Source organism: Nocardia sp. NPDC050717, from assembly GCF_040654275.1.
Classification (GTDB): Bacteria; Actinomycetota; Actinomycetes; order Mycobacteriales; family Mycobacteriaceae; genus Nocardia.
Window position 1 is genome coordinate 72,021 of the sequence record NZ_JBFAHR010000014.1, and the last position, 24,449, is coordinate 96,469.

At 71.7% G+C, this 24,449-nt stretch carries 22 protein-coding genes; 16 read left to right on the forward strand and 6 right to left on the reverse strand.

Going from position 1 to position 24,449, the window contains the following annotated elements; genetic code table 11:
- Nucleotides 1-8: 8 nt before the first annotated feature.
- The 3 genes from AB0H56_RS25020 to AB0H56_RS25030 form a co-directional block, all read right to left on the reverse strand.
- Nucleotides 9-284, reverse strand: coding sequence for an Lrp/AsnC ligand binding domain-containing protein (locus AB0H56_RS25020; RefSeq protein ID WP_357167602.1), 276 nt, complete (start codon nt 282-284; stop codon nt 9-11).
- A 4-nt stretch (nt 285-288) separates the two neighbouring features.
- Nucleotides 289-840 carry a hypothetical protein gene (locus AB0H56_RS25025; RefSeq protein ID WP_357167604.1) on the reverse strand — a complete coding sequence of 184 codons (552 nt, stop codon included), beginning with the start codon at nt 838-840 and terminating at the stop codon, nt 289-291.
- A 275-nt stretch (nt 841-1,115) separates the two neighbouring features.
- Entirely contained in the window at nt 1,116-3,068 is a 1,953-nt protein-coding gene (locus AB0H56_RS25030; RefSeq protein ID WP_357167606.1) for a DEDD exonuclease domain-containing protein, read from the reverse strand.
- A 657-nt stretch (nt 3,069-3,725) separates the two neighbouring features.
- Between AB0H56_RS25030 and AB0H56_RS25035 the strand changes: the two genes are divergently transcribed.
- The 10 genes from AB0H56_RS25035 (at nt 3,726) to AB0H56_RS25080 (ending at nt 12,627) form a co-directional block, all read left to right on the forward strand.
- Nucleotides 3,726-4,295, forward strand: a complete 570-nt coding sequence (locus AB0H56_RS25035; RefSeq protein WP_110040799.1) for a C40 family peptidase — start codon at nt 3,726-3,728, stop codon at nt 4,293-4,295.
- A 226-nt stretch (nt 4,296-4,521) separates the two neighbouring features.
- Nucleotides 4,522-5,535: an NlpC/P60 family protein gene (locus AB0H56_RS25040; protein ID WP_232997746.1), complete on the forward strand. Its 1,014-nt coding sequence runs from the start codon at nt 4,522-4,524 to the stop codon at nt 5,533-5,535.
- Nucleotides 5,536-5,542: 7 nt separating this feature from the next.
- Nucleotides 5,543-6,556 carry a hypothetical protein gene (locus tag AB0H56_RS25045; protein ID WP_357167609.1) on the forward strand — a complete coding sequence of 338 codons (1,014 nt, stop codon included), beginning with the start codon at nt 5,543-5,545 and terminating at the stop codon, nt 6,554-6,556.
- Nucleotides 6,557-6,588: 32 nt separating this feature from the next.
- Nucleotides 6,589-7,716: a glycosyltransferase family 4 protein gene (locus AB0H56_RS25050; protein ID WP_110040802.1), complete on the forward strand. Its 1,128-nt coding sequence runs from the start codon at nt 6,589-6,591 to the stop codon at nt 7,714-7,716.
- A 43-nt stretch (nt 7,717-7,759) separates the two neighbouring features.
- Nucleotides 7,760-8,155 carry a polyketide cyclase / dehydrase and lipid transport gene (locus AB0H56_RS25055; protein ID WP_357167611.1) on the forward strand — a complete coding sequence of 132 codons (396 nt, stop codon included), beginning with the start codon at nt 7,760-7,762 and terminating at the stop codon, nt 8,153-8,155.
- A gap of 51 nt (nt 8,156-8,206) precedes the next feature.
- Nucleotides 8,207-8,644: an SRPBCC family protein gene (locus AB0H56_RS25060; RefSeq protein ID WP_232997742.1), complete on the forward strand. Its 438-nt coding sequence runs from the start codon at nt 8,207-8,209 to the stop codon at nt 8,642-8,644.
- A gap of 26 nt (nt 8,645-8,670) precedes the next feature.
- Nucleotides 8,671-9,921, forward strand: a complete 1,251-nt coding sequence (locus AB0H56_RS25065; protein ID WP_357167809.1) for an ArsA family ATPase — start codon at nt 8,671-8,673, stop codon at nt 9,919-9,921.
- The gene (locus tag AB0H56_RS25070; protein WP_357167614.1) at nt 9,911-10,789 is read left to right on the forward strand and encodes a hypothetical protein; all 879 of its coding nucleotides are present in this window, start codon (nt 9,911-9,913) and stop codon (nt 10,787-10,789) included. Before AB0H56_RS25065 ends, AB0H56_RS25070 begins: the two co-directional genes overlap by 11 nt.
- Nucleotides 10,786-11,781, forward strand: a complete 996-nt coding sequence (locus AB0H56_RS25075) for an ROK family protein (protein WP_357167616.1) — start codon at nt 10,786-10,788, stop codon at nt 11,779-11,781. Before AB0H56_RS25070 ends, AB0H56_RS25075 begins: the two co-directional genes overlap by 4 nt.
- A 117-nt stretch (nt 11,782-11,898) precedes the next feature.
- A complete protein-coding gene (locus tag AB0H56_RS25080; RefSeq protein ID WP_280219165.1) occupies nt 11,899-12,627 on the forward strand; it encodes a lysophospholipid acyltransferase family protein in 729 nt (242 codons plus the stop codon).
- Between the two features lie 31 nt (nt 12,628-12,658).
- On the opposite strand, the gene AB0H56_RS25085 is transcribed toward AB0H56_RS25080, so the two are convergent.
- Entirely contained in the window at nt 12,659-14,950 is a 2,292-nt protein-coding gene (locus AB0H56_RS25085; protein ID WP_357167618.1) for a serine/threonine-protein kinase, read from the reverse strand.
- Nucleotides 14,951-15,109: 159 nt separating this feature from the next.
- Here AB0H56_RS25085 and AB0H56_RS25090 point away from each other — a divergent pair, with 159 nt between their 5' ends.
- Nucleotides 15,110-16,498, forward strand: coding sequence for an AarF/UbiB family protein (locus AB0H56_RS25090; RefSeq protein WP_357167620.1), 1,389 nt, complete (start codon nt 15,110-15,112; stop codon nt 16,496-16,498).
- Nucleotides 16,499-16,536: 38 nt separating this feature from the next.
- Nucleotides 16,537-17,562: an AraC family transcriptional regulator gene (locus AB0H56_RS25095; RefSeq protein WP_357167622.1), complete on the forward strand. Its 1,026-nt coding sequence runs from the start codon at nt 16,537-16,539 to the stop codon at nt 17,560-17,562.
- Between the two features lie 9 nt (nt 17,563-17,571).
- On the opposite strand, the gene AB0H56_RS25100 is transcribed toward AB0H56_RS25095, so the two are convergent.
- Nucleotides 17,572-18,444 (reverse strand): alpha/beta hydrolase, encoded by an 873-nt coding sequence (locus AB0H56_RS25100; protein WP_357167624.1) that lies wholly within the window; start codon nt 18,442-18,444, stop codon nt 17,572-17,574.
- A 245-nt stretch (nt 18,445-18,689) separates the two neighbouring features.
- Here AB0H56_RS25100 and AB0H56_RS25105 point away from each other — a divergent pair, with 245 nt between their 5' ends.
- Both AB0H56_RS25105 and AB0H56_RS25110 read left to right on the forward strand, forming a co-directional pair.
- Complete coding sequence (locus AB0H56_RS25105; protein WP_357167626.1) at nt 18,690-20,246, forward strand: alkaline phosphatase D family protein; 1,557 nt, start codon at nt 18,690-18,692, stop codon at nt 20,244-20,246.
- A gap of 33 nt (nt 20,247-20,279) precedes the next feature.
- Complete coding sequence (locus AB0H56_RS25110; protein ID WP_357167628.1) at nt 20,280-21,569, forward strand: FAD-binding oxidoreductase; 1,290 nt, start codon at nt 20,280-20,282, stop codon at nt 21,567-21,569.
- A gap of 1 nt (nt 21,570) precedes the next feature.
- On the opposite strand, the gene AB0H56_RS25115 is transcribed toward AB0H56_RS25110, so the two are convergent.
- Nucleotides 21,571-22,170: a TetR/AcrR family transcriptional regulator gene (locus AB0H56_RS25115; RefSeq protein ID WP_357167630.1), complete on the reverse strand. Its 600-nt coding sequence runs from the start codon at nt 22,168-22,170 to the stop codon at nt 21,571-21,573.
- Between the two features lie 28 nt (nt 22,171-22,198).
- Here AB0H56_RS25115 and AB0H56_RS25120 point away from each other — a divergent pair, with 28 nt between their 5' ends.
- Together AB0H56_RS25120 and AB0H56_RS25125 are read left to right on the forward strand one after the other, a co-directional pair.
- The gene (locus tag AB0H56_RS25120) at nt 22,199-22,759 is read left to right on the forward strand and encodes a hypothetical protein (RefSeq protein WP_357167632.1); all 561 of its coding nucleotides are present in this window, start codon (nt 22,199-22,201) and stop codon (nt 22,757-22,759) included.
- A 172-nt stretch (nt 22,760-22,931) separates the two neighbouring features.
- Nucleotides 22,932-24,419 carry an MFS transporter gene (locus tag AB0H56_RS25125; protein WP_357167634.1) on the forward strand — a complete coding sequence of 496 codons (1,488 nt, stop codon included), beginning with the start codon at nt 22,932-22,934 and terminating at the stop codon, nt 24,417-24,419.
- Nucleotides 24,420-24,449 lie beyond the last annotated feature (30 nt).

Here is a 24,449-nt window from a genome sequence, read left to right on the forward strand (position 1 = left end):
CGAAAGGCTCACTCCCCCAACGAGAATCCGGCCTCCACATCGGCGCTCGAGTACGACTTGAACGCGATGTGGGTGGTCGTGCGGAGCACGCCGTCGACCTTGTCGATGCCGCTGGTCACCACCTCGGCGATGCGCTCGTGGTCGCGCACCCGCACGATCGCGATCAGATCGACGTCACCGGCGCAGGAGTACACCTCGGCGACTCCTGCGGTGTCGGCGAGCGCCTGCGCGGTCTCGGGGATACGAGAGTTCTCGGCCTGGATCAGCACGATCGCGGTAATCATGGGATCAGCCTAGAACTTCGGGCCGCTCGGTGGCCGCTTTGAAGCGTCGCATCAGCTCGCGGCTCTTCACGCCGGGCGCCGATTCCACCGAGCTGGAGACGTCGACGCCGTAGGGCCGGTGCCGCGCGATGGTGGCGGCCACATTGTCGGCGTCGAGGCCGCCCGCCAGCACGACCTTGCCGGGCAGGGCCCGGACCCAGTCGGGGAACTCCTCGAAGATCCCGGACCCGGCACTGGCGTCGTAGAAGAAGTATTCGCTGGTCTGCCCCGGCTCCGGTGGGGTCGACGAGCAGAACGCGAGGTTCGGGCGGTCGCTCCACTCGTAGAGCTGCACGACATCGAACGCGTCGGCCACCTCGGCGACCTCGTCGGCGGTCAACGCGACCACGAAGGTGGTGATGCGGCCGCGCGCGTGGTCGGCCAGCGCGCGCGCCTGTTCGGGAGTGCGGTAACGCTTGCTCCTGGGCGTCACCATGACGCCGATCGCGGAGTATCCGAGCTCGACGGCCCAGTCGATCTGCTCCGTGGTGGTCAGCCCGCACACCTTCACGAACATCCGCGTCCTCGCCCTTTCGCCCGCTGCCACCGCGCGTGACACCGCCTCCATGATCCCGGACCGGGCGCCCGGCGGGCTGGGCAGGTTCACCCGGCAGCCCGGTCGAGCCACTCTCGATCACACCACCTCAACGTTCGGACAGGTACTGCTCGGCAGCGTCGATAGTGGTCGCGGCGGCGCGAGCCAGCCGCTCCAGGCCGACCGGCGGCCGCGCCACCTCGAGCGAGGCCGGCAGCGCCGACCGACCTTTCAGCAGGATTCCGGGGCGCCGCCGGTCAGCGTTCGGACAGGTACTGCTCGGCGGCGGTGGGCGTGGTCGCGGCGGCGCGGGCCAGTTGGGCCCAGCCGGTCCAGCGGGCGGCGCCGTGGAGTGGTTCGTGGTAGCCCTCGCTGGTGCGGACGATGCGGGCGCCCGGTTTGGCGAGCCAGCGGGCGATGACGCCGACTTCCTCGGGTGGGGCGCCGCGCAACGGCGGGATGGCGTCCTCGGGCGGTGGGGCGAGGGCGAACAGGGCATCGTCGGCGGGCGGGGCAGACACCGGCGTTTCGGACGATACGGCGGGCCACGGCACAGGTGGACCCGCCGACATCGTGTCCACCCGATCAGCCTCGGCCGCAACGCCGGGCAGAGGTTTCGGCTCGGCTGCCGCGGTCGGCTGCCGGGAAGAGCCTCTCGCAGCGTCACCCAGATCCGGGATGACCGTCTCCGCGGCGGCGACGAGCTGGTCGACCACCGCCATGGGCGGGGTGCCGCGGCGGGCGACGCCGGCGGCCGCGAGGCGGCCGTAGCGGATGATCGAGAACTCCCAGCCGCCCGCGCCGTCGGGCAGGGCGACGATGAGCTCGGCGATCCGGGCCAGGGCGCTGAGGCGCTGGGTGCGGTGCAGCATGGTGACCACGGTGGCGGCCCGATCACGCAGACGTGCGGCCGCTTCGAAATGCTCGGCGGCGGAATGGGTTTCGATGCGATCGAGCATGGCGCGCAGCAGCGTGTCGGCGCGGCCGGTGAACAGGTCGCGGACCGACTGCACGGCCGGGGCGTAGGCGGCGGCGTCGAGGTCGCCGTCGGGGCGGGCGGCGGGACAGCCGCCGACGATCGCGGGCGGGCAGGTGTGGCGGGCCGCGCGGGTCAGCCGGGTGGCGCAGGTGCGCAGTCCCGCGAACTCGGCGACGGTGGCGGCGACATCGACGGCGTCGGCGCGGGAACCGAAGGGACCCACCGCGGTTCGGGTCGGCGTGCGCACCGCGACCAGGCGGGGGAACGGTTCGTCGCTGAGCGTGAGCCACCAGCCCCGGCGCGGGAACTTCGAGCGGCGGTTGTACGGCGGCGCGTGCGCGGCCAGCAACCGCAGCTCGCGCACGCCGGCCTCGAGGCCGTGCGCGCACACCACGTGGTCGACCCGAAGCGCCAGCGCCACCATCTCTTTCATCCGGCCGCGAGTCTCCGAGCCGGTGAAGTAGGTGCGCACGCGGCGGCGCAGATTCACCGCGGTCCCTATATAGAGGACTTCGTCGGACGGTCCGCGGAACAGGTACACGCCCGGCGCGGTCGGCAGATCGCCCGCGAAGGCGCGTTTGGCGCGCTGGGTTCCGGTGACGTTCGGCAGATAGTCGAGCAGCTCGGTGAGACTGTGCACGCCCTGGTTGCCGACGCGGGCGATCAGCGCGTGCAGCACGTCGACGGTGGCGCGGGCGTCGTCGAGCGCGCGGTGGGTCGGCGTGGTCGACGCGCCGAGCACCCTGGCCAGCACGCCCAGCCGCGCCGAGGGCGCCTCGTCCCTGGTGAGCACCCGGCGCGCCAGCTTCACCGTGCACAGCACCTGCGGATTCGGCCAGGCGATGTCCTGGCGCGCGGCGGCGGCCTTGAGGAAGGCCGTGTCGAAGCGCGCGTTGTGCGCCACCAGCACCGCGCCCGCCGCGAATTCGAGGAAGCCGGGCAGCACCGCTTCGATCCGCGGCGCCTCGTACACCATGGCCGTGGTGATCCCGGTGACGTGCACGATCGCGGGCGGGATGGCACAGCCCGGATTCACCAGGGTCGCGAACTCCCCCAGCACCTCTCCCCCGCGCACCTTCACCGCGCCGATCTCGGTGATCGCGTCGCCCTCGGGGCTGGTCCCGGTCGTCTCGAGGTCGACCACGACGAACGTGGTGTCGTACAACGGCGTATCGAGCTCGTCGAACGCCAGCTGACGCACGGCGACCGGCTGCGGAGCGGGATCGGGCACGGCGTGCAGCGTAGGGCGGGGGTCCGACACGATCCGCCGTCCCGGCACCCCCTCCGCCGCAACGGGGTTCACACCGCAGGCAAACCTCAGGTCCCGGCCAGCGGGACCGATCGCGACATCCTCGCCCGCGACAATTCGCCGCGAGACTTTCGTTCCGGTGCGAGCGAAATGACCCCGAACATCAGGCATTGAGATCGGGCTCACAGTTTGGATCAAGATCGTATGACTACGCCGAATTACATCGGGTAAGACGTATTGCCGGTTACGGCGGCGCCGGACCGGCGGCGCGCCGCCCGCGCGGCTCGCCGCTCGACACGCCGCGAGTCACCCCGACGCGCGGAGTCGACCTGCGCATTCGCCGCGAGAGACCGCCCGCATCGCGAGGTGGCGACGCGCCGGAAGTCAGTCGGAAATGCCGCCGAGACGACCTGGCGTTATCGTTTCGTGATCGGGTGTGACGCAGCTCGCAGGCAATGTTCGGCCGATCGGGCCGAATCGCTTCCCGGACCGATGTCCGACTTTACAAACCACCGTGATGTCTTCGTAACCTTTTCGAGACCTCACGGAGTCCCGTAGACCGGCCAACGGTTCGGCGGGATGAAGCCCGCCGCGTCATACGGACCCGGCGTCGTGGGGCAGATTGGAAGTACCCGCATCATGGCGACCAACACCGTCAAGCGTCAGGCGCAGCGAGCCGTTGCCGCCGGAGCCGTCGGCGCTGCCACCATCGGCGCGTTCCTCCTGCCGGCCGCTCCCGCGTCGGCGACGCCGGTCACCGTCCCCGGCATCGGCACCTTCGAGGTGCCCAACGAGATCCCGATCCCGCAGGGCATCCCCGGCATCGAGACCCCGGGCGCGCCGCAGGTGTTCACCGCGCCGCGCGCCACCGCCGCCGACATCGCGCTCGACGCCGCGCTGAGCAAGGTCGGCTCCCCCTACGTCTACGGCGCCGCGGGCCCGGACGCCTTCGACTGCTCGGGTCTGGTCCAGTGGGCCTACCGCCAGGCGGGCATGGAGCTGCCGCGCACCAGTGGCGCCCAGCTCGGCGCCGGCACCCCGGTCGCCTTCGAGGACCTGCGCCCCGGCGACCTGGTGTCGTTCTACGGCGGCGGCCACTCCGGCCTGTACGCGGGCGACGGCAACGTCGTGCACGCGGCCACCTCGGGCAGCCCGGTGCACGTCGCGCCGGTCTCCTCGATGCCGTTCGCGGGCGCGCGCCGCTTCTGACGCGGACACGGTGCGTCGTTCGCGGGGAAGGGCGCACCGTGACCCCTCCGTGGCCTACTGGACACGGGCATACACAGTTCCGTAACCTGATCGAGACCTTCTCGGCGGACGCGGGGATCCGGTTCGGGTAAGGCGCTGTATCGGCGGACATCGAGAGAACGGGGCACGGCGCACAGTGACTGCACACCACCGGAATCCGCGCGTGCCGCGAGGCATCGCCGGAGTCATGTCCGCCGCGATCCTGGTGTGCGCCACCTACGCCGCCGGCCCCTCCCTCGCCGACCCGGTCGCGCTGCCGACCACCGCCAGTGACGCCATCGCCAGGATGGTCGACCTGTCCCGGCAGGCCGAGGCCCTCAATCAGGCCTCCCTCACCGCGCAGCAGGATCTCGACGCCAAGCTCGCCGTGCAGCGCGAGGCCGACGACAAGCTCGCCGCCAGCACCGCCGTCGCCGACGCCGCCCGCGCCGAGGTGCGCAAGTTCCAGCCGATGATCGATCGCACCGCGATCGCCACCTACACCGGCGCGCGCACCGATCGCATGTTCGCGGTGCTGTCCAGCGATTCGCCGCAGCAGCTGCTGGACAAGATGTCGACCCTCGACGTGCTCAGCCAGCAGACCGCCGCGAGCGTGCGCGAGTTCAAGAAGTCCGCCGACGCGGCCACCGCCGCCGAGACCGCCGCCCGCGCCGCCGCCGACACCGCGCGCACCGCGACCGCGGCCGCCGAGGCCGTGCGCACCGACGTCGACCGCAAGCGCAACGATCTCAGCGCGGCCACCACCCAGGTCGTCGAGGCGTGGGGCGCGCTCTCGGCCAAGGACAAGTCCACCCTGGCCGGTTCCCCGTTCCCGCCCGGATTCGACCGCGACTCGCTGCTGCAGGGACTGGTTCCCGGCAGCGGCACCAGCGCGCTCGCCGCCGCGCTCACCCGGGTCGGTGATCCGTACGTGTGGGGCGCCACCGGTCCCGATCAGTTCGACTGCTCCGGGCTCGTGCAGTGGGCGTTCAAGCAGGTCGGCAAGGACGTGCCGCGCACCAGTTCGCAGCAGGCGAACTTCGGCACCCCGGTCGCCAAGGACGATCTGCAGCCCGGCGACGTGGTGCTGTTCTATCCCGAGATCTCGCACGTCGGCATCTACGCCGGCAACGGAATGATGGTGCACGCCTCCACCTTCGGCGTACCCGTGGCCGTGGCGCCGATCAACACCACTCCGTACCACTCGGCCCGGCGATACTGAGCCGGCGGTGACCGATCCATCGCGCCGGACGTCCGGCCTCCGATCCTGGTTCTCGGCCAACGGCCGCCTCGAATTCGTGCTCGCGCTCGCCTCGGTCACCCTGCTGACCGGGGCGTGCGTCGCGCTGATCCTGGTGCCGCGCAACGCCGGTCCGCTGCAGCTGGCCACCGACGAGGCCGAGGTGCTCGGCACCGCCGAGCCCATCGACGATCCCCGCCTCACCCCGGTACGTCGCGACGTGCAGCCGTTCGGCCCGATCCTGGTGCGCCGGGTCGCGGCGGGCGACGGCGCCGACGCGCTGCTGGTGGCCCATCCCAGCCATCGCGCGGATCTCGATGTCCTCGAACAGCAGCTCGGTCCGGCGATCGCCGACGTGAGCGCCGTTTGGGGCCAGGACTGGAATCGCGCGCCGGTGCTCGTCGTCGCCGGGACTCCCACCGAGTTCACGGCGCTCACCAGGACCGCGGGCGCCGCGACCACGCCCGAGGTAGCCGCGGTCTCCCTCACCGGGTCCTACGTCCCCGGCACCACACCGACCGATCAGCGGATCGTGTTCAACCCCGACGCCCGGCGCCGGGTCGGCGACGAGGGCCTGGCGACCCTGCTGCGGCACGAGCTCACGCACGTCGCCACCAGGGCCGCGACCGGTGACGGTGCCCCGTTGTGGCTGACGGAGGGCTACGCCGAATACGTGGCCCAGCGCGCGAGCGGCAACACCTTCTCCCAGATCGCGCCGACCCTGACGACCCGGCTGCGCGCGGGCGCGCTGCCCGCCGACCTGGTCGCGGACGCGGAGTTCGCGGGTCCCGAGGCCGCCGTCGCCTACGAGTCCGCGTGGAGCGCCTGCGCTTTCCTCGCCGACCGCTACGGCCCCGGCACCCTCACCACGCTGTATCAGCGGCTGGCGCCGGGCCCGCAATCCGCCGCGGCGCAGGAGGCCGCCTTCTCCGCCGTGCTCGGCGCCTCCCGCGCCGAGCTGCTCGACGGTTGGCGCGCCTGGTTGCGTGGCCGCGCCGTCTGACCACTGCCACCAACCCATTAGGTTGTTCACTTATGGCCCGAACGCTGCTGGTTACCAACGATTTCCCGCCTAGGCCGGGCGGCATCCAGTCCTATCTGCAGGCGCTGGCGAATCAGCTGCCGCCCGACGACCTGGTCGTGTACGCGCCGCGCTGGCGCGGGGACAGCCACGAGAAGTTCGACGCCGCGCAGAAGTTCCGCGTCGTTCGCCACCCGACGACGCTCATGCTCCCCACGCCGGGCGTGGTCCGGCGGGCGAGCGCGCTGCTGCGCGAACACGAGTGCGACACCGTGTGGTTCGGCGCGGCGGCCCCGCTGGCCGCGATGTCGCCGATGCTGCGGCGCGCGGGCGCCGAACGCATCCTGGCCAGCACGCACGGGCACGAGGTCGGCTGGTCGATGCTGCCCGGCGCCCGTCAGGTGCTGCGGTCCATCGGCGAGAACACCGATGTGGTCACCTACGTCAGCAAGTACACCCGCGGCCGCTTCGCCTCCGCGTTCGGGCCGCGCGCCGCGCTCGAATACCTGCCGCCGGGCGTGGATCCCGCCGAGTTCCGGCCCGATCCGGGGGCGCGGGCCGAACTGCGCGCCCGCTACGGCCTCGGTGATCGGCCGACGGTGCTGTGCCTGTCGCGCCTGGTCCCGCGCAAGGGGCAGGACATGCTGATCGTCGCGATGACCGAGATCCGCGAGCGCGTCGACGGCGCGGTCCTGGTGATCGCGGGCGGCGGGCCCTACGAGGTCAAGCTGCGCGCGCTGGCCGACGCGCTCGGGGTGAGCGACAGCGTGGTGTTCACCGGCCGGGTGCCCTCCGGCGAACTGGCCGCCCACCACACCCTCGCCGACGTCTTCGCCATGCCGTGCCGCACCCGCGGCGCCGGGCTCGACGTGGAGGGCCTGGGCATCGTCTACCTGGAGGCCTCCGCCACCGGGGTGCCGGTGGTCGCGGGCAGTTCCGGCGGCGCACCGGAGACGGTGCGCGAGGGCGAGACCGGCCTGGTGGTGCACGGACGCTCCGTCGAGCAGATCAGCGACGCCGTCGTCGAGCTGCTCACCGACCGCGACAAAGCGGCCGCGATGGGCGCCGCGGGGCGCGCGTGGGTGGAGGAGAACTGGCACTGGGACCGCCAGGGCGCCCGCCTGCGGGAGCTGCTGCGGTGACACCCCGGCCGCGATCGGGGCCGCGTCCACTACGCTCAGCGAGGTGAGCAGTATCCAGGTCGCAGATCAGACCTTCCTCGCGGCGCCGCCCGCCGCGATCGCCGACGTGCTGAGCGCCACCAACAACTGGCGCCGCTGGTGGCCCGACCTGCGCCTCGACGTGCGCGAGGATCGCGGCGACAAGGGCATCCGCTGGACGGTGACCGGCCCACTGGACGGCACCATGGAGGTGTGGCTCGAGGCGTTCGCCGACGGCACGATCCTGCACTACTTCCTGCATGCGGAGCCCACCGCGGCCAAGCCGCTCGCCCCGCGCGCGCTGGCAGCGGCCAACCGCGCGCGCCGGGTCGCCGGGAAGGACATGTCGTTCGAACTGAAGGCCCGGCTCGAGGCCGGCCGCCCCGCAGGCGTCGCGCCCGCGGCCGTCGCGGCGCCCTGACCGGCGCCCCGGCACACTGCTCGTCCGCACGAAAGGAACCACTCCGCCGCCATGGCCGACCGGACCCAGAGATCGATCGTCATCGAGGCGCCGTCGAAGCAGGTGATGGCCGTCATCGCGGATCTGGCGTCCTACCCGGAGTGGGTGGCGGCCGCGCAGTCGGTCGAGGTGCTCGAGACCGACGCACAGGGCCGCGCGAGCACCGCGCGCTTCGTGCTCGACGCGGGCGTCGTGAAGGACACCTACGTGCTGGCCTACAGCTGGCGGGCCGACGGCAAGGCGGTGAGCTGGCGGCTGCTCAGCGGTGACCTGCAGAAGGCGCAGGACGGCAGCTACGAACTGCGCGAGCGGCCCGACGGCAGCACCGAGGTCGTCTACGAGCTGACGGTCGACTTGAACATCCCGATGATCGGCATGTTCAAGCGCAAGGCCGAGAAGGTGATCACCGATACGGCCTTGAAGGAACTGAAGAAGCGGGTCGAGGGCTGAGCGCCACCGGCGGTACCCGGGTCGAACTGTTCGTCGGCAAGGGCGGTGTCGGGAAGACGACGCTGGCCTGCGCGACGGGCCTGGCGCACGCGCGCGCGGGCCTGCGGGTGCTGATCGCCTCGCTGGATCAGGCGCATTCCCTCGGTGACGCGCTGGGCGTGCGGTTCCCGCACGATCCGGGCACGGTCACCGGGGTGGCCAGGGTGGCGCCCGGGCTCGAGGCGATCGAGATCGATTCCCTCGCCCTGCTCGAAGACCGGTTCCGCGATGTGGTGGGCATGCTGGAGCGCGGCGGCGGCCACGACCACGGCATCGACCTGGCCGCGCTTGACCCGGCCGAGCTGACCGGGCTGCCCGGCGTCCAGGAACTGCTGATGCTGGTGGAGATCGCCCAGTTCGCCGAGGAGGACGACTGGGACGTCGTGATCGTGGACTGCCCGCCCTCGGCCGACATGCTGCGCATCGTCACCGCGCCCGACACCCTGCTCACCTATCTGGACCGGCTCTGGCCCCGGCACGCGCGCGCGATGAGCGCGATCGGCACCGACCTGCGCAAGGCCGTGCTCGCGGCCACCGTGGAGCGGATCGTCGGGGCGGTGACCCGGGTCAGGGATCTGCTCGCCGACCCGGCCCGCACCAGCGCGCGGCTGATCACCGGCCCCGAACAGGTCGCGGTGGCCGAGGCGCGCCGGGTGCGCTCGGCGGCCGCGCTGCTGGGACTGCGGCTGGACGCGGTGGTCGTGAACAAGGTGCTCGCGCCGGTGCCGCCGCCGGGCGAGAGCGCCCATCCGGCCGTGCACTGGTACCTCAACCGCCGCGCCGAGCAGCTCGAGGTGGTGGCGCGGCTGCACGAGCAACTCAGCGATGTGCCGATCCTGCTCGCCCAGCACGCCGGCGCCGAACCGGTGGGGGTGAACGCGCTGGTCGCGTTCTCCTATTCGCTCGACACGCGGCCCGGCCCGGCCGCTCGGGAAGCGGATTCGGGCGAACCGATGGTTCGATGGGAGTCCGGCTCCGGTGTCGACTCCGTGTACGCGATGCGGATGCGGCTGCCGGTGGTCGATCCCGGCACCTTGCGGCTGGGCCGAGTGGAGGACGATCTGATCGTGGGAGCCGACGGCGTGCGCACGCGTGTCCGCCTCGCCCCGGTGCTGCGGCGCTGCATCGTGGCGGGCGCCGAGCTCGACGACGGTCACCTGGTGGTCCGCTTCCGGCCCGATCCGCAGGTGTGGCCCGCCGATCCGAACTACACGAAGGCGACCGCAGATGAGCAGTGACTCCCAGTCCGAGCGCCGCGGCCACCACCCCGACGGCTTCGCCGAGTTCACCGAGGAGTTGCGGCTGCTCGCCGAGGTGCTGCTGGCCAGGGTCGAACCCGTGCTGCGCCGCACCGCGGCCGACGGTCAGGCCGATCTCGGCGGCTGCGCGTGGTGCCCGGTGTGCGCGGCCGCCGCGCTGGTCCGCGGCGATCACCACGATGTGGTGGCCGCGCTCGCCGAGCACGGCACCTCGATGGTGACGGTCCTGCGCGAGGCGCTCGCCGGCGTTCCGGTCGACCCTGTCTTCCCGCCGGAATGGGCGGAATACGCTGCCGCCCACCATGATTCGCACCACGCGGCCGAGCAGTTCGCGCGCGCCGCCGAACAACACCAGGGGACAGATCCGGTCGGATTCCCGGACGCCGACCGACCACACACGACCACGGCACGGGGCGCCGCCACGGCTTCGGGTCGATCCACACCCGCCGGAGCGGGTGGCACCGCCGCCGGGCCACCCGCGTCGGGAGCAGGCGCGACAGCTGCCGAGGGCCCACACGGCTCGGGCACGACCGGCGGGATGTTCCGCACCGAGCCGCCGACCGGCGACGCCCCCGCGGAGGGACCACGCGGCTCAGGCACCGCGGCGCCGACGCCGCCACCATCCGGCGCCGGGCCGACCCCCGGCCGGAGCTCCCGGCACCGCACCGGAACCCCGCGCCCACGCCGCGTCGACGAATACGCGCCTCCGCAGACCCCCGCGCCCGAGGACTCCGGCATCGGCCTGACCACCTCCGGCCCGCAGCGCGCCGCCGAAGCCGACAGATCGCGCGCCGCCCGCGCGCCACGCTCGCGTTATGTCGACATTCCGGTGACGATCCGGGGATGACCCAACGGATCGACCCGCAGCATCTGCTCACCGTCGGGATCGACGTCGGTGGCACGAACATCCGCGCCTCGGTCGTCGACGCCGAGGGTGAGGTGCTCGACACCGTGCAGGCGCCGACGCCGCATTCCGAGCGCGCGCTCGAGGACGCGATCGACCGTGCCGTGCGTGACCTCGCGCGCCGTCACCCGGTCGCCGCCGTCGGGCTCGCGGTGGCCGGGTTCATCTCCGCCGATCGGTCCACCGTCCGGTTCGCCCCGCACCTGCCGTGGCAGGACGCCCCCGTCGCGCAGCGGCTCTCCACTCGCCTGGAACTGCCGGTGATCCTCGAACACGACGCGAACGCCGCGGGCTGGGCCGAGTACCGCTTCGGCGCGGCGGCGGGCGGGCACACCGTGGTCCTCATCGCGATCGGCACCGGCATCGGCGCCGCCCTGCTGATCGACGGGCAGCTCTATCGCGGCAGCCACGGCATCGCTCCCGAACTCGGTCACCTCCAGGTCGTTCCGGAGGGCCGGGCCTGCCCGTGCGGCAAGCGCGGCTGCTGGGAGCGCTACTGCAGCGGGACGGCGCTGGCCGACACCGCGATCGAACTGCTGGCGACCGACTCGGCGCGCTCGGTGCTCGCCCGCGACGTGCGCCGCGACCCCGGCTCGCTCACCGGCCGCCGGGTGGCGGGCGCCGCGCAGGACGGCGACGAGCTCGCGGTGCGGGTGCTGGCCGACTTCGCCCGCTGGCTGGGCCTGGGGCTGGCTTTCGTCAGCGACATCTTCGATCCCGATCTGGTCGTGATCGCCGGTGGCGTCAGCAGTTCGGCGCCGCTGTTCCTCGACGAGGCCCGCGAACACTACGCGAGCGCGGTCACCGGGGCCGGGCACCGGCCGCTGGCGCGCCTGCGGACGACCCAGCTCGGGGAGGCCGCAGGCATGATCGGTGCCGCGGAATTGGCCAGGGCGGCGGTCGGCGCACCGGTCGCGGGCCACAGCGGGAGATAAGCGCCACACCACTGTGACGTGGACACCGTCTCGGGTTGGTTGTGACCTGCGACCAGCGGTAAAGTCGGTAGCCGACGAGGCCGCACCCCACGATTCCGGTTCCGAGGAAAGGACGCCATGTTCTACTGGCTGCTCAAGTTCGTCTTCCCGGGACCGTTCATGCACCTATACAACCGGCCGGTGGTCGAGGGCGTCGAGAACGTGCCGACCGACGGGCCCGCGATCATGGCCGGTAATCACCTGTCGTTCGCCGACTGGCTGTTCGCGCCGTTGCTGAGCCCGCGCCGGATCAACTACCTCGCCAAGGCGGAGTACTTCAACACCCCCGGTCTCAAGGGGCGCCTGCAGAAGTTCTTCTTCAGCGGCACCGGCCAGTACCCGATCGATCGCAGCGGCGCCACCGCCGCCGAGGACGCGCTCAACGCGGCCCGCAAGCTGCTCGACGAGGGCCGCCTGGTCGGCCTGTACCCGGAGGGCACCCGCTCCCCCGACGGCCGCCTCTACAAGGGCAAGACCGGCATGGCGCGGCTGGCGCTGGAAACCGGTGTTCCGGTCATCCCGGTCGCCGTCATCGGCACCGACAAGGTGAGCCCGCCCGGACCGTTCAAGTGGCGCAGGCACAAGGTCACCCTCAAGTTCGGCGCCCCGCTGGACTTCTCGCGCTACGAGGGGATGAGCGGCAACCGCTTCGTCGAGCGCGCCGTCACCGACGAAGTGATGTACGAGCTGATGCGCCTCACCGGCCAGGAATACGTCGACGTGTACGCGCACAGCCTCAAGAAGGGCGTCGCCCCCACCGACCGCCAGCTCGAGGCCACCCGCATCCCGGACACCGCCGCGGGCTGAGCTGTTCTCGTCGCTTCCGCCGCACGCCGCATCACGCGCCGTGCGGCGGAAGTGTTTCCGGGCCGCGATGCGCGGCGACGCGTTCCAGTGCGGCCAGATCCCGTTCCAGCATCCGGAACAGCCAGTACACGCCGACGAAGGCCAGCGCGCCGCCGATGCACAGCACGCGCAGCGGCACGATCACCGAGGGGATGTCGGCGGGCGGAATGAAGGTCACCCCGGCAGCGCCGAGCAACGGGACGGCGGCGGCGATCGTCAGGAAATAGGTGCTGCGCCGTTCGAGCGCGCGCAGTTGCGCGCCGTCGGCGGGACCTAGCCCGCCCAGCGACAGGAACGCCGGATAGAGGCAGCGCACCGCGTAGAAGCTGACCAGGAAGTACGGATAGGCCATGGCGATGGCGCCGCAGACGATCTGGGTCAGGAAGAAGTGGGCCGAGGATTCGGCGCCGAGGTTGCTCCCGGACAGCTGCACCGACAGCGGGACCGCGATCCCGGCGATCACCCACAGCACGAAGCAGGTGAGCACGTTGCGGCCGGCGAGCTGCAGCGTGTCCGAGCGCGCCCTGGCCAGCGCGCGGGAATCGTAGCCGCGGCCGGTGCGCAGGCCGTGCATGATGAACCACAGGTGCATGACCAGCGTGACGGTCACGACGGCGCCGATCACGAAACCGACGCCGTAACAGGTCCAGGCGACCAGGTCGAAGGTCCGCTGGGCGTCGGCGTCGAGCTTGCCGAAGATCAGGGTCCGGTTGTGGTTGTAGCTGTAGAGGATCGCCAGGGCGTTGGGCACCGCGATGGCCAGCGCCATGATGGGGTGGATCCAGCTGCGTGCCCGCAGCCGCGCGCTGCCCGCGGGTGGGTCGACCAGATCGCGGGCCCGCGCGTCCAGGCACACCTGGAGCTGCTGGGCCATGTCGGCACCGCGTTCCCAGCGGGCGGCCGGATCGGGTTCGAGGGCGCGCACGAGCGCGCGGCGCAGCGCGGCGGGGGTGTCGGGCGGCAGGTCGCCGTAGGGCAGGTCGCCCGGACTGTGCGCGCGCCGGTCGAGCATCGAGTCCAGGGCGGTGCGGTCACCGCCGGCGGCGGTGTCGTCGCCGAAGGGTTTGCGGCCCGTGAGCAGCTCCCACAGCACCACCGCGAGCGAGAACAGGTCGCTGCGGGTGTCGAGGTCGGCGGCCGCGGTGGGCCGGTCCGGATGCACCACCGACAGTTGCTCGGGTGACATGTACGCCAGCGATCCGCCGAAGTAGGCCACCGGACTGTCCCCGGAGACGTTGCCGCTGAAGCTGATGTTGAAGTCGGCGAGCTTGGGCACTCCCTCCGCGGTGAGCAGCACGTTCGCCGGTTTCACGTCGCGGTGCAGGACGCCGAGCCCGCCCGCGTAGTCCAGCGCCTGCGCCAGCCGGCGTCCCAGCCATGCCACGGTCTCCGGCCAGGACAGGCCGGCGATCTCGGCGCGGACCGGTGATTCGGCGGGCTGGATCTCCCCCTTCGCGGCGAGCACGGAGTCGATGACGTCGAGCAGCAACTGCCCGTCGCGCTGGTCGGGCGGGGTGACGCGGACCCGTTCCAGCACGTTGAGCAGCGTGCCGCCGGGCACGTACTGCATGTACAGCAGCCGCAGCCCCGGCCCCTCGACGACCCGCTGGTCGAACACACGCACGATGTAGTCGTGGTCGAGCTGGGCCAGCGTCTGCGGTTCGGTGCCTTTGTCGCGGGAGATCTTCACCGCCACCAGCCGCTGCATGGAGCGCTGCCGGGCGAGGAAGACGCGGGCGAACGCACCGCGGCCGAGCCCGGCCATCAGGTCGAAGTCGTCGATGCTCTGCCCGGCCGCCAGCTCGTCGAGACCGGTGGGCGCGGTGGGTTCGGCGGCCGCGCCGAGCAGCGTGCTGTGGTAGTCCTCGGTGGTCAGCAGGTGCGAAAGCTGTTCGGCCTGTTCGGGATAGGCGGCGGTGTATTCGCCCACGTCCACCGAGCCGCCAGCGCGGCGGCGCAGGTGGAATTCCTCGTAGATCAGCTCGGGCGGCAGCGGCCAGGTGCGCAGCTCGGGCAGTTCGTCGACGTAGTCGGCCAGCCGTTTCGGTGCGGTGCCGCGCTGCCACCGGTTGGCCAGATCGATCTTGATCAGTTCGATCAGCGAGACCCGCCGGAGGGCGGGCGCCGCGGGCAGGTAGTCGACCAGTTCGGGTGGCATCCCGGTGTCGCGCCAGGCCGCGCTGAAGCGTTCGATGGCGTCGGTGACCTGGTTGCCACACGATGTCTCCGGCGACCGGTCGGAATGGACGGTCACCCCGGAGGCAGGCGGGGCGGAGTGCGCCATCTCCGCATCGTAACGCCGCGGGCGATCCGTCGACACCATGTCGGGGGCGGCGGCCTCGCTGTCACGCGACCCCGCCCTGACCCACCCACCGACTTGATAGCCTCGTGCGAGGGCAGAGCCGACCGGCGGATCGGTGTCGGCGGGGCAGCGAGGTGGCACATGGTCGAGGCAGACCCGGACAGGCGGGTGACACCGTTGCTCCGGCGGACCGAGCCCGCCGCCGAACCGCGCGGTACCGCCCTGCCGACCGGCAAGGTCGCCCGCAGCGCGCGCCTGGCCGCGGTGCCCGTGGCCTACGCGGGCCGCCGGATCGCCGGGCTCGGCAAGCGTGCCGTCGGCCGCGATCCCGCCCAGGTGCAACGCGACATCCGTCTGCGCACCGCCGAGCATCTGTTCCAGGTGCTCGGCGAACTCAAGGGCTGCGTCGCGAAACTGGGTCAGCTGCTGGGCCTGCTCGAACTCGGCCTCGCCCCCGATCTGGCCGAACCGTATCGCCAGGCCCTTGCCCGCCTGCACGATTCGGCTCCGGCCATGCTGCCCGGCGCCGTGCACGCCGAGCTGGCCACCCACCTCGGCGGCGACTGGCGTTCGCTGTTCCTGGAATTCGACGACCGCGCCGCGGCCGCGGCGTCGGTCGGGCAGGTCCATCGTGCCCGCTGGCACGACGGCACCCCGGTGGCGGTGAAGGTCATGTACCCGGGCGCGCGCACCGCGGTGCTCGCCGATCTACAGGTGCTGCGCCGCGCCACCCCGCTGTTCACCGCCCTGCTGCCCGGCGCCGACACCCGGCCGGTGATCGAGGCGCTGTGCGAGGAGATCCGCGCCGAACTCGACTACGCGCGCGAGGCCGCCAATCAGCGCGCGTTCGCCGCCGCCTTCGCCGACGACCCGGATGTCGTGCTCAGCCGGGTGATCGCGCAGCGCGGAGACGTGCTGGTCACCGAATGGCTCGAAGGTGTCCCGCTGACCCAGCTGATCCCGCGCGGCGCGGCGGCCGAACTCGACCGGCTCGGCGTACTGATCCTGCGTTTCCTGTTCTCCGCGCCCGCCCGCGCCGCGCTGGTCTACGGCGATCCACACCCCGGCAACTTCCTGCGCATGCCCGACGGGCGCCTCGGCGTGGTCGACTTCGGCGCCTGCACCCCGTGGCCCTCGGCCTTTCTCGACGTCGCCGGTGACGTGGGCGCCGCCGTCATCGCCGACTCCCCCGCCGATCTCGAGGCCGCCATCCGCCGCCACGGCTTCGTCGCCCCCGGCCGTGCCCTCGACATCGCCACCGTCGCGGCCCGCCTGCGACCGGTCCGCGAGGCCCTGCTGGCGCCCACCTACCCGCTCACGGCCGACTGGCTGCGCGAGCAGGTCCGGCTGGCCACCGACCTGCGGTTGTCGAATGTGTTGCGCCAGTTGACGATGCCACCCGACCACACACCCATCCTGCGCTCGTTCCTCGGCGGCATCGCGGTGCTGTGCCAGCTGCGCACGGAGGTTCCGCTGCGCGCGGAGTGCACCCGCTGGTACCCCGAGACCGCGGCCGCCGCGGGTCTGTAGCGGCGCACCCGGATTCCGCCCGCTCCTAGAATCGGCTCGTGGTGCACTGGGACATACCGCGCACGCCCGTCGGCGCGCTGCTGACGATCCGCCTCGCCGAGGAGCACGGTGTCCCGCTCCGGACCTGTCTGCGTGACACCGGCCTGCGCGCCGACCTGCTGGCCGATCCCAGGGCCGAGATCTCCGCGACCGCCGAGCTGACCGTCATCGCGAATGTGGTCAGGGCGCTCGGCGATCCGCCGGGCCTCGGACTGCGGGCGGGCACCCTGTTCCGCGTCACCTCCTACGGCATGTGGGGTTTCGCGCTGATCAGCAGTCCCACGCTGCGCTCGGCGATCCAGGCCGGCCTGCAGTTCGTCGACCTCACCTTCGCCTTCAGCGACGTGGAGGTGCGCCGCATCGACGGTGACCTGCAGCTCGCCCTCACCGCCCCCGGCGTTCCGGAGCCGTTGCGGCGCTTCGTGATCGAGCGCGACATGGCCGCCATCCAGACACTGAACCGGGATCTGCTCGCCGATCCGGTGCCGCTCGGCACTGTGCGCTTCGCCTTTCCCGAACCGGCGCGGGCGGCGCTGCCGCTCTACACCGAGATCTTCGGTCTGACACCGGAATTCGGCGCCGACGAATGCCTGGCGGGCTTCGACCGGACCCATCTGGACGTGCCGCTGCCGCAGGCCAACGAGCACACCGCCGCCAGCACCCTGGCACATTGTCGCGATCTGCTGGACCGGCGCACGGCACGCGGCGGCACGGCAGGCCGGGTGCGGGACATCCTCGTCGAGCACCTCGCCCAGCCACCGAACGCGCCGCGCCTGGCGACCATGCTGCACCTCAGCGAGCGCACGCTGCGCCATCACCTCGCCAAGGAGGGCACCTCCTACCGGGCGCTGCTCGACGAGGTGAGGGCTCAGCTGGCCGAGGAACTGCTGGTGACCAGGGGCCTGCCGGTCGCCGAGATCGCCCACCGCCTCGGCTATGTGGAGGTGTCGAGCTTCTCGCAGGCCTTCCGGCGCTGGAAGGGCATGGGGCCCCGCGCCTATCGCGACCGGCACGCGGTCGGCTGAGCGACGCCGTCAGCCGCGCGGCACCGCGGCGCCGAGCGCGGCCACCGCGTCCGTCGCCGCGCGGAACAGCCCGGCGTGCAGATGCCAGACGTGCCACATCCCGTCGAACACCGTCAGCTCCACGGGCACTCCGGCCGCGCGCAACGACTCGGCCAGCCGTTCCGCGTCCGCGCGCAGGATCTCCTCGGCCCCGACGTGCACGGTCACCGGTGGCAGCCCGGCCAGGTCGGCGTACACCGGGGACACCAGCGGATCGGCCGGATCCGCGGCGTAGGCGAGCGCGCATTGCCGCAGCCAGCCCAGCGGCAGCATGTCGTCGACGCGGCCGGTCAGCCACGGATCCGACAGGCCGAGGTCGGTCCACGGTGAGATCAGCAGCAGCGCGTCGGGCCCCGGCGCCGTGCCTGCTCGCAGCGTCACCGCCAGCGCGACCGCCAGTCCACCACCCGCGGAATCACCCGCGACGGTGATCTCGGTGTGGCCTGCGGCCAGCAGGTCGTGATAGGCCGCGACGGCGTCGTCCAGCGCGGCAGGGAAGGGGTGTTCCGGCGCGAGGCGGTAGTCGAGCACGTAGACCGGCCGCCCGGCGGCCTCGGCGAGGTGCGCGGCCAGCGCGCGATGCGTGGGCGGTCCCGCGATGGTGTAACCACCGCCGTGCAGATACAGCACGACACCCGCACCGGACGCGTGGGCGGGATCGATCCGTTCGGCCGGGCGTGCACCGAGCTCGGTCCGGCTGACCTGTGTCCCCCGTGGCAGCCTGCGCACCACGCCCAGCGCGCCGGTGGCCCTGCGCCGCACCCCGAGTGGCACCTCCGGTCGCAGCAGCGGCCGGAGCCCGTGGCGGATGATCGTCCGGAACACCGTCTGCATCGCACTCATCGCTTCGCTCCGATCGGTTCGCCCTGGCATCGTGTCCCGATACCGGCTGGTGCTGTCACGGATCGTGGCGCCACTCGCGTTCCCGTCATGCCGCCCACGGTAGGCACCGCGCGACCCGGGTCACAGAGGCGCCCCGGCGGTAAAGTTACTCGATCCGGCAAACAGTCCGTTCCGTACGGCAGCGTTCACGCGCTGTTGCCGCTGCCGCGTTCCACCGTTCCGCGCGGCGTCGCACTGTGAGACACATGGCTCGTTCGGATTTCGCGATGTCCCGGCGCACCCTGTTGCGCGCCACCGCCGCCGGTCTGGTGACCGCTCCCGCCCTCGCCGCATGCGGCGACGGCGACGGACCCGGGCTCGTGCGGGCCAGGCCCACCCTCACCCACGGTGTCGCCGTCGGCGATCCCCGCAGCGACGGCGCGCTGATCTGGGCGCGCTCGGACCGGCCCGCGACGCTGGTGGTGGAGACCGCGGCGACCGAGAAGTTCAGCGACGTCAAACGATTCACCGGCCCGCTGCTCACCCCGGCCACCGACGGCACCGGCCGCGTGCGCGTCAACGGGCTTCCCGCCGGTCAGCTGGTGCACTACCGGGTGCGGCTGGAGGGCGAGGACGGCGCCGCCTCCGAGACCGCCACCGGCGTGTTCCGCACGGCGCCGACCGCGCCCGCCGACCTCTCGCTGCTGTGGTCCGGCGATGTCGCGGGCCAGGGCTTCGGCATCAACCCCGACCTGGGCGGCATGAAGATCTTCAGCACGATGGCCGCCCGCGATCCGCACCTGTTCCTGCACTCGGGCGACTGCGTCTACGCCGACAACGCGCTGAAGGAGTCGGTCACCCTGCCCGACGGCCGGATCTGGCGCAATGTCACCGCCGAGGCCAAGAACGCGCCTGCGGAGACCCTCGACCAGTTCCGCGGCAACTACGCCTACAACCTCACCGACGACAACTACCGCCGCTTCAACGCCGCTGTCGCGCAGGTGGTCCAGTGGGACGACCACGAGACCACCAACAACTGGTACCCCGGCGGCACCGTGGCCGCCGACAAGGGCTACGCCGAGCGCTCCATGGACACCCTGGCCACCCGCGCGTGGCAGGCCTTCCACGAGTGGATGCCGCTCGAACCGAAGGAAGCCGTCGACGGCCGCCTCTACCGCAAGATCCCGTACGGCCCGCTGCTGGACGTGTTCGTCCTCGACATGCGCACCTACAAGGACGCCAACGACGCCAACACCGCGCCCAGGGGCAGCGTCCTCGGCGCCGCGCAGACCACGTGGCTGATCGAGAGCCTGCGCGAGTCGAAGGCCACCTGGAAGATCGTCGCCGCCGACCTGCCACTCGGCCTGATCGTCCCCGACGGCAAGACCGCCTTCGAGGGACCGGCCAACGCCGCTCCCGGGGCGCCCTCGGGCCGGGAAACCGAGATCGCCCAGGTGCTCTCGGCGATCAAGGCGAACAGGGTCACCGATGTCGTCTGGCTCACCGCCGACGTGCACTACACCGCCGCGCACCACTACTCCCCCGCCCGCGCCGCCTTCACCGATTTCGACGAGTTCTGGGAGTTCGTGTCCGGCCCGCTCAACGCGGGCGCGTTCGGCCCCAACCAGCTCGACCCGACCTTCGGCCCCGAGGCCGTGTTCGTGCACGCGCCGCCCGCCCCGAACGCCTCTCCGCTCGACGCGCAGTACCAGCATTTCGGTGCGGTCCGCATCGACGGGCGCACCGGCGAATTCACGGTTGACCTGTGCGACGCGACCGGCGCGGTACTGTTCACCAAGCAGCTCGCGCCTACGCGGAAGTAGGTGCGAGGTACCGTGCGCAAGAATCGCCGAGCTGTGGTTAGCTATGCGGTCATGGGCACGCCGCACACCGTCATCTCCGAAGAGTATCTCCCCCGTGACACCGCGGATGTCGTTCGCACCGTACGTGATTCGCGGGATCGCGCGGAGCGGTTGACCGTTCGTGGCGGCGAGCAGACCGAAGAGTCCTATGGGTTGACCGATCAACGCGGTGTGCTCTCGCTGCGCAAGATGAACTCGGTCCTCGACATCAACCTGGGCCGGCGCACCGTGCGGGTGCAGGCGGGCGCCAAGCTGTCCGAGATCGACCGGCGCCTCGGCGCGCACGGACTCGGCCTGCCGGTGGTCGGCGATCACCGCGACATCACCGCGGGCGGATTCGCCTCGGTCGGCGGGGTGAGCACCGCCTCGCATCGGTACGGCATGTTCATCGACCAGATCGTCGACCTCGAGTACGTCGACCCCGACGGCCGGATCGGCACCTGCGGCCGCGCCCATCACACCGAGCGGTTCCACCGGATCCTCGGCGCGGGTGGGCGCGCCGGCATCATCACCGCGCTGACTCTCGACGTGGTGGAGGTCGACAAGGACCACACCTGGCTCACCACCGACGCCGACCGGTTCCTCGACTTCGACTCCTTCGTCGAGCACGCCACCACCGAGATCACCAACCCGGGCAGCGCGGCGCTGCAGGTGGGCCGCTGGGTCGACACCGCGCCGCTGAAGGTGGCCAGGCCCGTCGGCACCGGCCAGGTGACCCTCGGCGCGGTCCGCTTCGGCCAGTGGTCCAGCCTCTACCCCGCCACCCCGACGCGCGGCCTGCGGGCCCGCCGCGAGGTCGGCACGCGCACCCGGAAGTCGTTGGGCGCCATCGCTTCCGCGGCGGGCGGTCGCGCCGGCATGCCGGTGCGCAACGCTGCGGCGGGCGCGCTGATGTTCGCACCGAAGGTGCTCACCATCCGCGACGCGGAGTACCTCGCCGACACCGTCATCAGCTCCTCCGAGCGCGGTCCCGCCTACCGCGTCGGGGTGTTCGCCCCGCTGGCCAACTACGGCTCGGTGTTCTACGGCCTGCACGACCTGTTCGCCGAGCACCGCGAGCGCACCGGCTGCTTCACCGTGATCTCCGCGATGACCTACGGCGTGCGCTCGCCCTACCTGCGCGCCGAGGCCGCCGCCCGCGGCCTCGCGCCCGCCGACTACGGCCTGATCACCTTCACCTGCCGCCTGCGCCCCTCCGCCCTGCCCTCGGAGCAGCTGCGCGAGATCGTGGCGGGCATCGACGACATCTGCCGCTCGGAACAGGCACTGCGCTACAGCGTGTGAGTCACCGATCGAGGGGGTCATCACCCAGCGTGAGGATCCCCTCGGCGGCCGCGACGACGATATCGTCGAGCTCGGCCGGAATCACCCCACCGACATGTGGCCGGACCAGCCCATACGGCCCTTGGACGACAGCGGCTCGCACGAGTGTCTCGCGCTCGGCGACCCGGCCCTCGCCGAAGCGCCGAAGACGCAGCTCCAACAGCGCCGCCCACACCCGTTCGTTCACCGCCTCGACCTCCGTTCGCAGCTCCGGCGGCGCCGTGGTGCGCAGTTCGGCGTGTCGGTACAGCATCATCGCGCGCGCGTCGGCGGGATGCTCCCGGCAGAACCTGGGGATGTGCACGGCACAGTCGCGCACCGCCGTCCGCGCGTCGGGTTCCAGTGCCGCGGCCAGAAACCCCTCGTGGAACCGGCGGATCGAGCGCAACCACAACGCGATCATCAGGTGCTCACGCGAGGCGAACCGGTGGTATATCGAGCCGGTCGGCACGCCGATCCGGGCGGACACCTGACTCAGGGTCGCCTCGAGGCCGTGCTCGAGCACCGCGGCAGCGGCCGCGTCGAGCAGCTCGTCGAGCGTATATTTCTGCGGTCTTGCCACTGCAGCAGTCTAGCCCTAGTTTTAGAATATGCGTTCTAGAAAGCGGATTCTAAAACAAGACACCCTACCGAACTGGGCGACCGCCGCCGCATGGCTGTGTGTCGCCGCCGCAGCGCCGACCGTGCTGTGGCGGGTGCTGCTCGGCCTCGGCTGGGATCTGGGCACGCCCGCGCAGTGGCGAGCCGAGCAGCAGATTCCCGGCCCAGGATCGAGCTACGTGCTGACCCTCGCCGCCCTGCAACTGGGCGCCGCCCTCCTGGCGGTGCGCATGGTCCGCCCCGATGGCGACCGGGTACCGCACTGGGTCCCGCTGCTCGCCGGCAGGCGCGCGCCCGCGGCACTGGTCGGCGGGCTCGCGTTCGGCGGCGCCGCGATCCTGCTCGCTCTGTGCGCCATGAGCATGTGGCGCTGGTCCTGGGTGAATCCGTTCGACGGTGCGCCCGCCTCGCTGGGCAACGCCGTGTGCACCGCCGCCTACCTGGCCGTACTGCTGTGGCCGCCCGCGCTGATCGCGGCGACGCTCGGCTATCTCCGAGGTCGTCTGCGCGAGCGACGTTGCACTCCGCCTGCACGTGTTCGCGAGATGTGATACACGGTGTACACGCAGCTCAGCACTGGTTTCGAGGCCGCCGATCCGCACGTCCACCATTTCCGTCTCCCGGTGGCCGGGATTTCTCGCAGTGAGACGGGCCGGGAGAAAGTGTGATGCCGGTTACGCATTCGGTACTCCTTCGAATGCGGGACCTCTGAAAGGACCTCCGATGGTCGCATCCCACCCCGCACCGACCCGCTGGACACCACGGTTGATCTTGTCGCTCGCCTCGATCGTGCTCCTGCTGGAGATGCTCGCGGTGAGCTACATGATGATCTCGACCGCGCTGCCGTCGATCGCCGCGCACTACCAGACCACCCAGGGTGCCTGGCTGCTGACCTCGTTCCTGCTCGTGGGCGCGGTCACCGCGCCACTGATCGGCAAGCTGGCCGACATGTACGGCAAGCGCAAGGCGCTGCTGGGGTGTGTGGCCGTGGCGGCGGCGGGCTCGTTGCTGTCCGCGCTCGCGGGCAGCTACGCGGTCCTGATCGCGGGCCGCGCGCTCACCGGGTTGCTCATTCCCTGCCTGTTCCTGAGCTACTCGCTGATCCGGGACGTGTTCCCGGCGAAGACGATCGCGCTGGCGGTCAGCATCGCGACCAGCGGCATGGGCCTGATCGCGATTCCCGCGCCGTTCCTCACCGGCTGGCTGATCGACAACCACGGGTTCCGCAGCATCTTCTGGTTCTTCGTCATCGGCCTCGCCGTGCTGGGCGTGCTGATCTTCTTCACCACCGCCGAATCGCCGGTGCGCCTGCGCTCCCGGATCGATCCGCTCGGCGCGCTGCTGCTCGGCGGCGGCATCGCGGGCATCCTCATCGCGGTCAGCTTCGGGCCGACGTGGGGCTGGCGTGACGGGTCGACCCTGGCCTACCTGGCCGGCGGTGTGGCGCTGCTGGTGGCGTGGCTGGTGACGGCGCGGATGATCCGCGAACCGCTGATCGACCTCGAGGTGCTCGGCCGCCGTTCGGTGCTGCTCACCACGATCGGGGCCGGGCTCTGCTACGGCGCCAGCGGACTGTTCACCATCCTGCTGCCCATGCTGGCCATGACCCCGGACGTGCTCGGTCTCGGCTACGGGTTCGGCGTCAGCGCGGAGGGTTTCGCGATCTTCCAGGCGCCGGTGGGCCTGATGGTCGTGGTCGGCGGTGTCGCGGTGGGTCTGCTGGTCGGGCGCGGCGATGTCCGCCCGCGCGTTCTGATGACCATCGGCATGCTCCTGATGGCCCTCGGCTTCACGCTGACCGCCTTCACCCACGACAGCAAGCCGCTGCTGATCGTCTTCGCGGGCGTCTTCGGTACCGGCATGGGCATGGCCTACGCCGCGATCCCGAACCTGCTGATCGAGGCCGTCCCGCCGCAGCTGCAGGCCACCACCGCGAGCCTGGTCGGCGTCTCGCAGAGCGTGTTCCCGGCGATCCTGCCGGTCATCGCGTTCACGGTCATGAACAACTCCTACATCGCCCCGATCCCGCCGGAGATGACCCAGGGCGCGGTGTTCTATCTCGACCGCGGCTTCACGATCGCGTTCCTGATCGGCGCCGCGACGGCGGTGATCGGTGCGGCGGTCGCGGTGGCGCTGCCCCGCCGGATCGTGCAGCTGTCGGCACCCAAGGTCGAGGGGCCGGAGGAGGAAGGACTGGTGTTCGCCCACTGACCCCGTGAACGACGAAATCGCCGCACCCAC

Bases quoted from the DNA above. Each gene is read 5' to 3' on its own strand.
- AB0H56_RS25020 (WP_357167602.1), bottom strand. From the start codon at position 284: ATGATTACCGCGATCGTGCTGATCCAGGCCGAGAACTCTCGTATCCCC.
- AB0H56_RS25025 (WP_357167604.1), bottom strand. From the start codon at position 840: ATGTTCGTGAAGGTGTGCGGGCTGACCACCACGGAGCAGATCGACTGG.
- AB0H56_RS25035 (WP_110040799.1), top strand. From the start codon at position 3,726: ATGGCGACCAACACCGTCAAGCGTCAGGCGCAGCGAGCCGTTGCCGCC.
- AB0H56_RS25040 (WP_232997746.1), top strand. From the start codon at position 4,522: ATGTCCGCCGCGATCCTGGTGTGCGCCACCTACGCCGCCGGCCCCTCC.
- AB0H56_RS25050 (WP_110040802.1), top strand. From the start codon at position 6,589: ATGGCCCGAACGCTGCTGGTTACCAACGATTTCCCGCCTAGGCCGGGC.
- AB0H56_RS25060 (WP_232997742.1), top strand. From the start codon at position 8,207: ATGGCCGACCGGACCCAGAGATCGATCGTCATCGAGGCGCCGTCGAAG.
- AB0H56_RS25070 (WP_357167614.1), top strand. From the start codon at position 9,911: ATGAGCAGTGACTCCCAGTCCGAGCGCCGCGGCCACCACCCCGACGGC.
- AB0H56_RS25075 (WP_357167616.1), top strand. From the start codon at position 10,786: ATGACCCAACGGATCGACCCGCAGCATCTGCTCACCGTCGGGATCGAC.
- AB0H56_RS25080 (WP_280219165.1), top strand. From the start codon at position 11,899: ATGTTCTACTGGCTGCTCAAGTTCGTCTTCCCGGGACCGTTCATGCAC.
- AB0H56_RS25085 (WP_357167618.1), bottom strand. From the start codon at position 14,950: ATGGCGCACTCCGCCCCGCCTGCCTCCGGGGTGACCGTCCATTCCGAC.
- AB0H56_RS25090 (WP_357167620.1), top strand. From the start codon at position 15,110: ATGGTCGAGGCAGACCCGGACAGGCGGGTGACACCGTTGCTCCGGCGG.
- AB0H56_RS25100 (WP_357167624.1), bottom strand. From the start codon at position 18,444: ATGAGTGCGATGCAGACGGTGTTCCGGACGATCATCCGCCACGGGCTC.
- AB0H56_RS25105 (WP_357167626.1), top strand. From the start codon at position 18,690: ATGGCTCGTTCGGATTTCGCGATGTCCCGGCGCACCCTGTTGCGCGCC.
- AB0H56_RS25120 (WP_357167632.1), top strand. From the start codon at position 22,199: ATGCGTTCTAGAAAGCGGATTCTAAAACAAGACACCCTACCGAACTGG.
- AB0H56_RS25125 (WP_357167634.1), top strand. From the start codon at position 22,932: ATGGTCGCATCCCACCCCGCACCGACCCGCTGGACACCACGGTTGATC.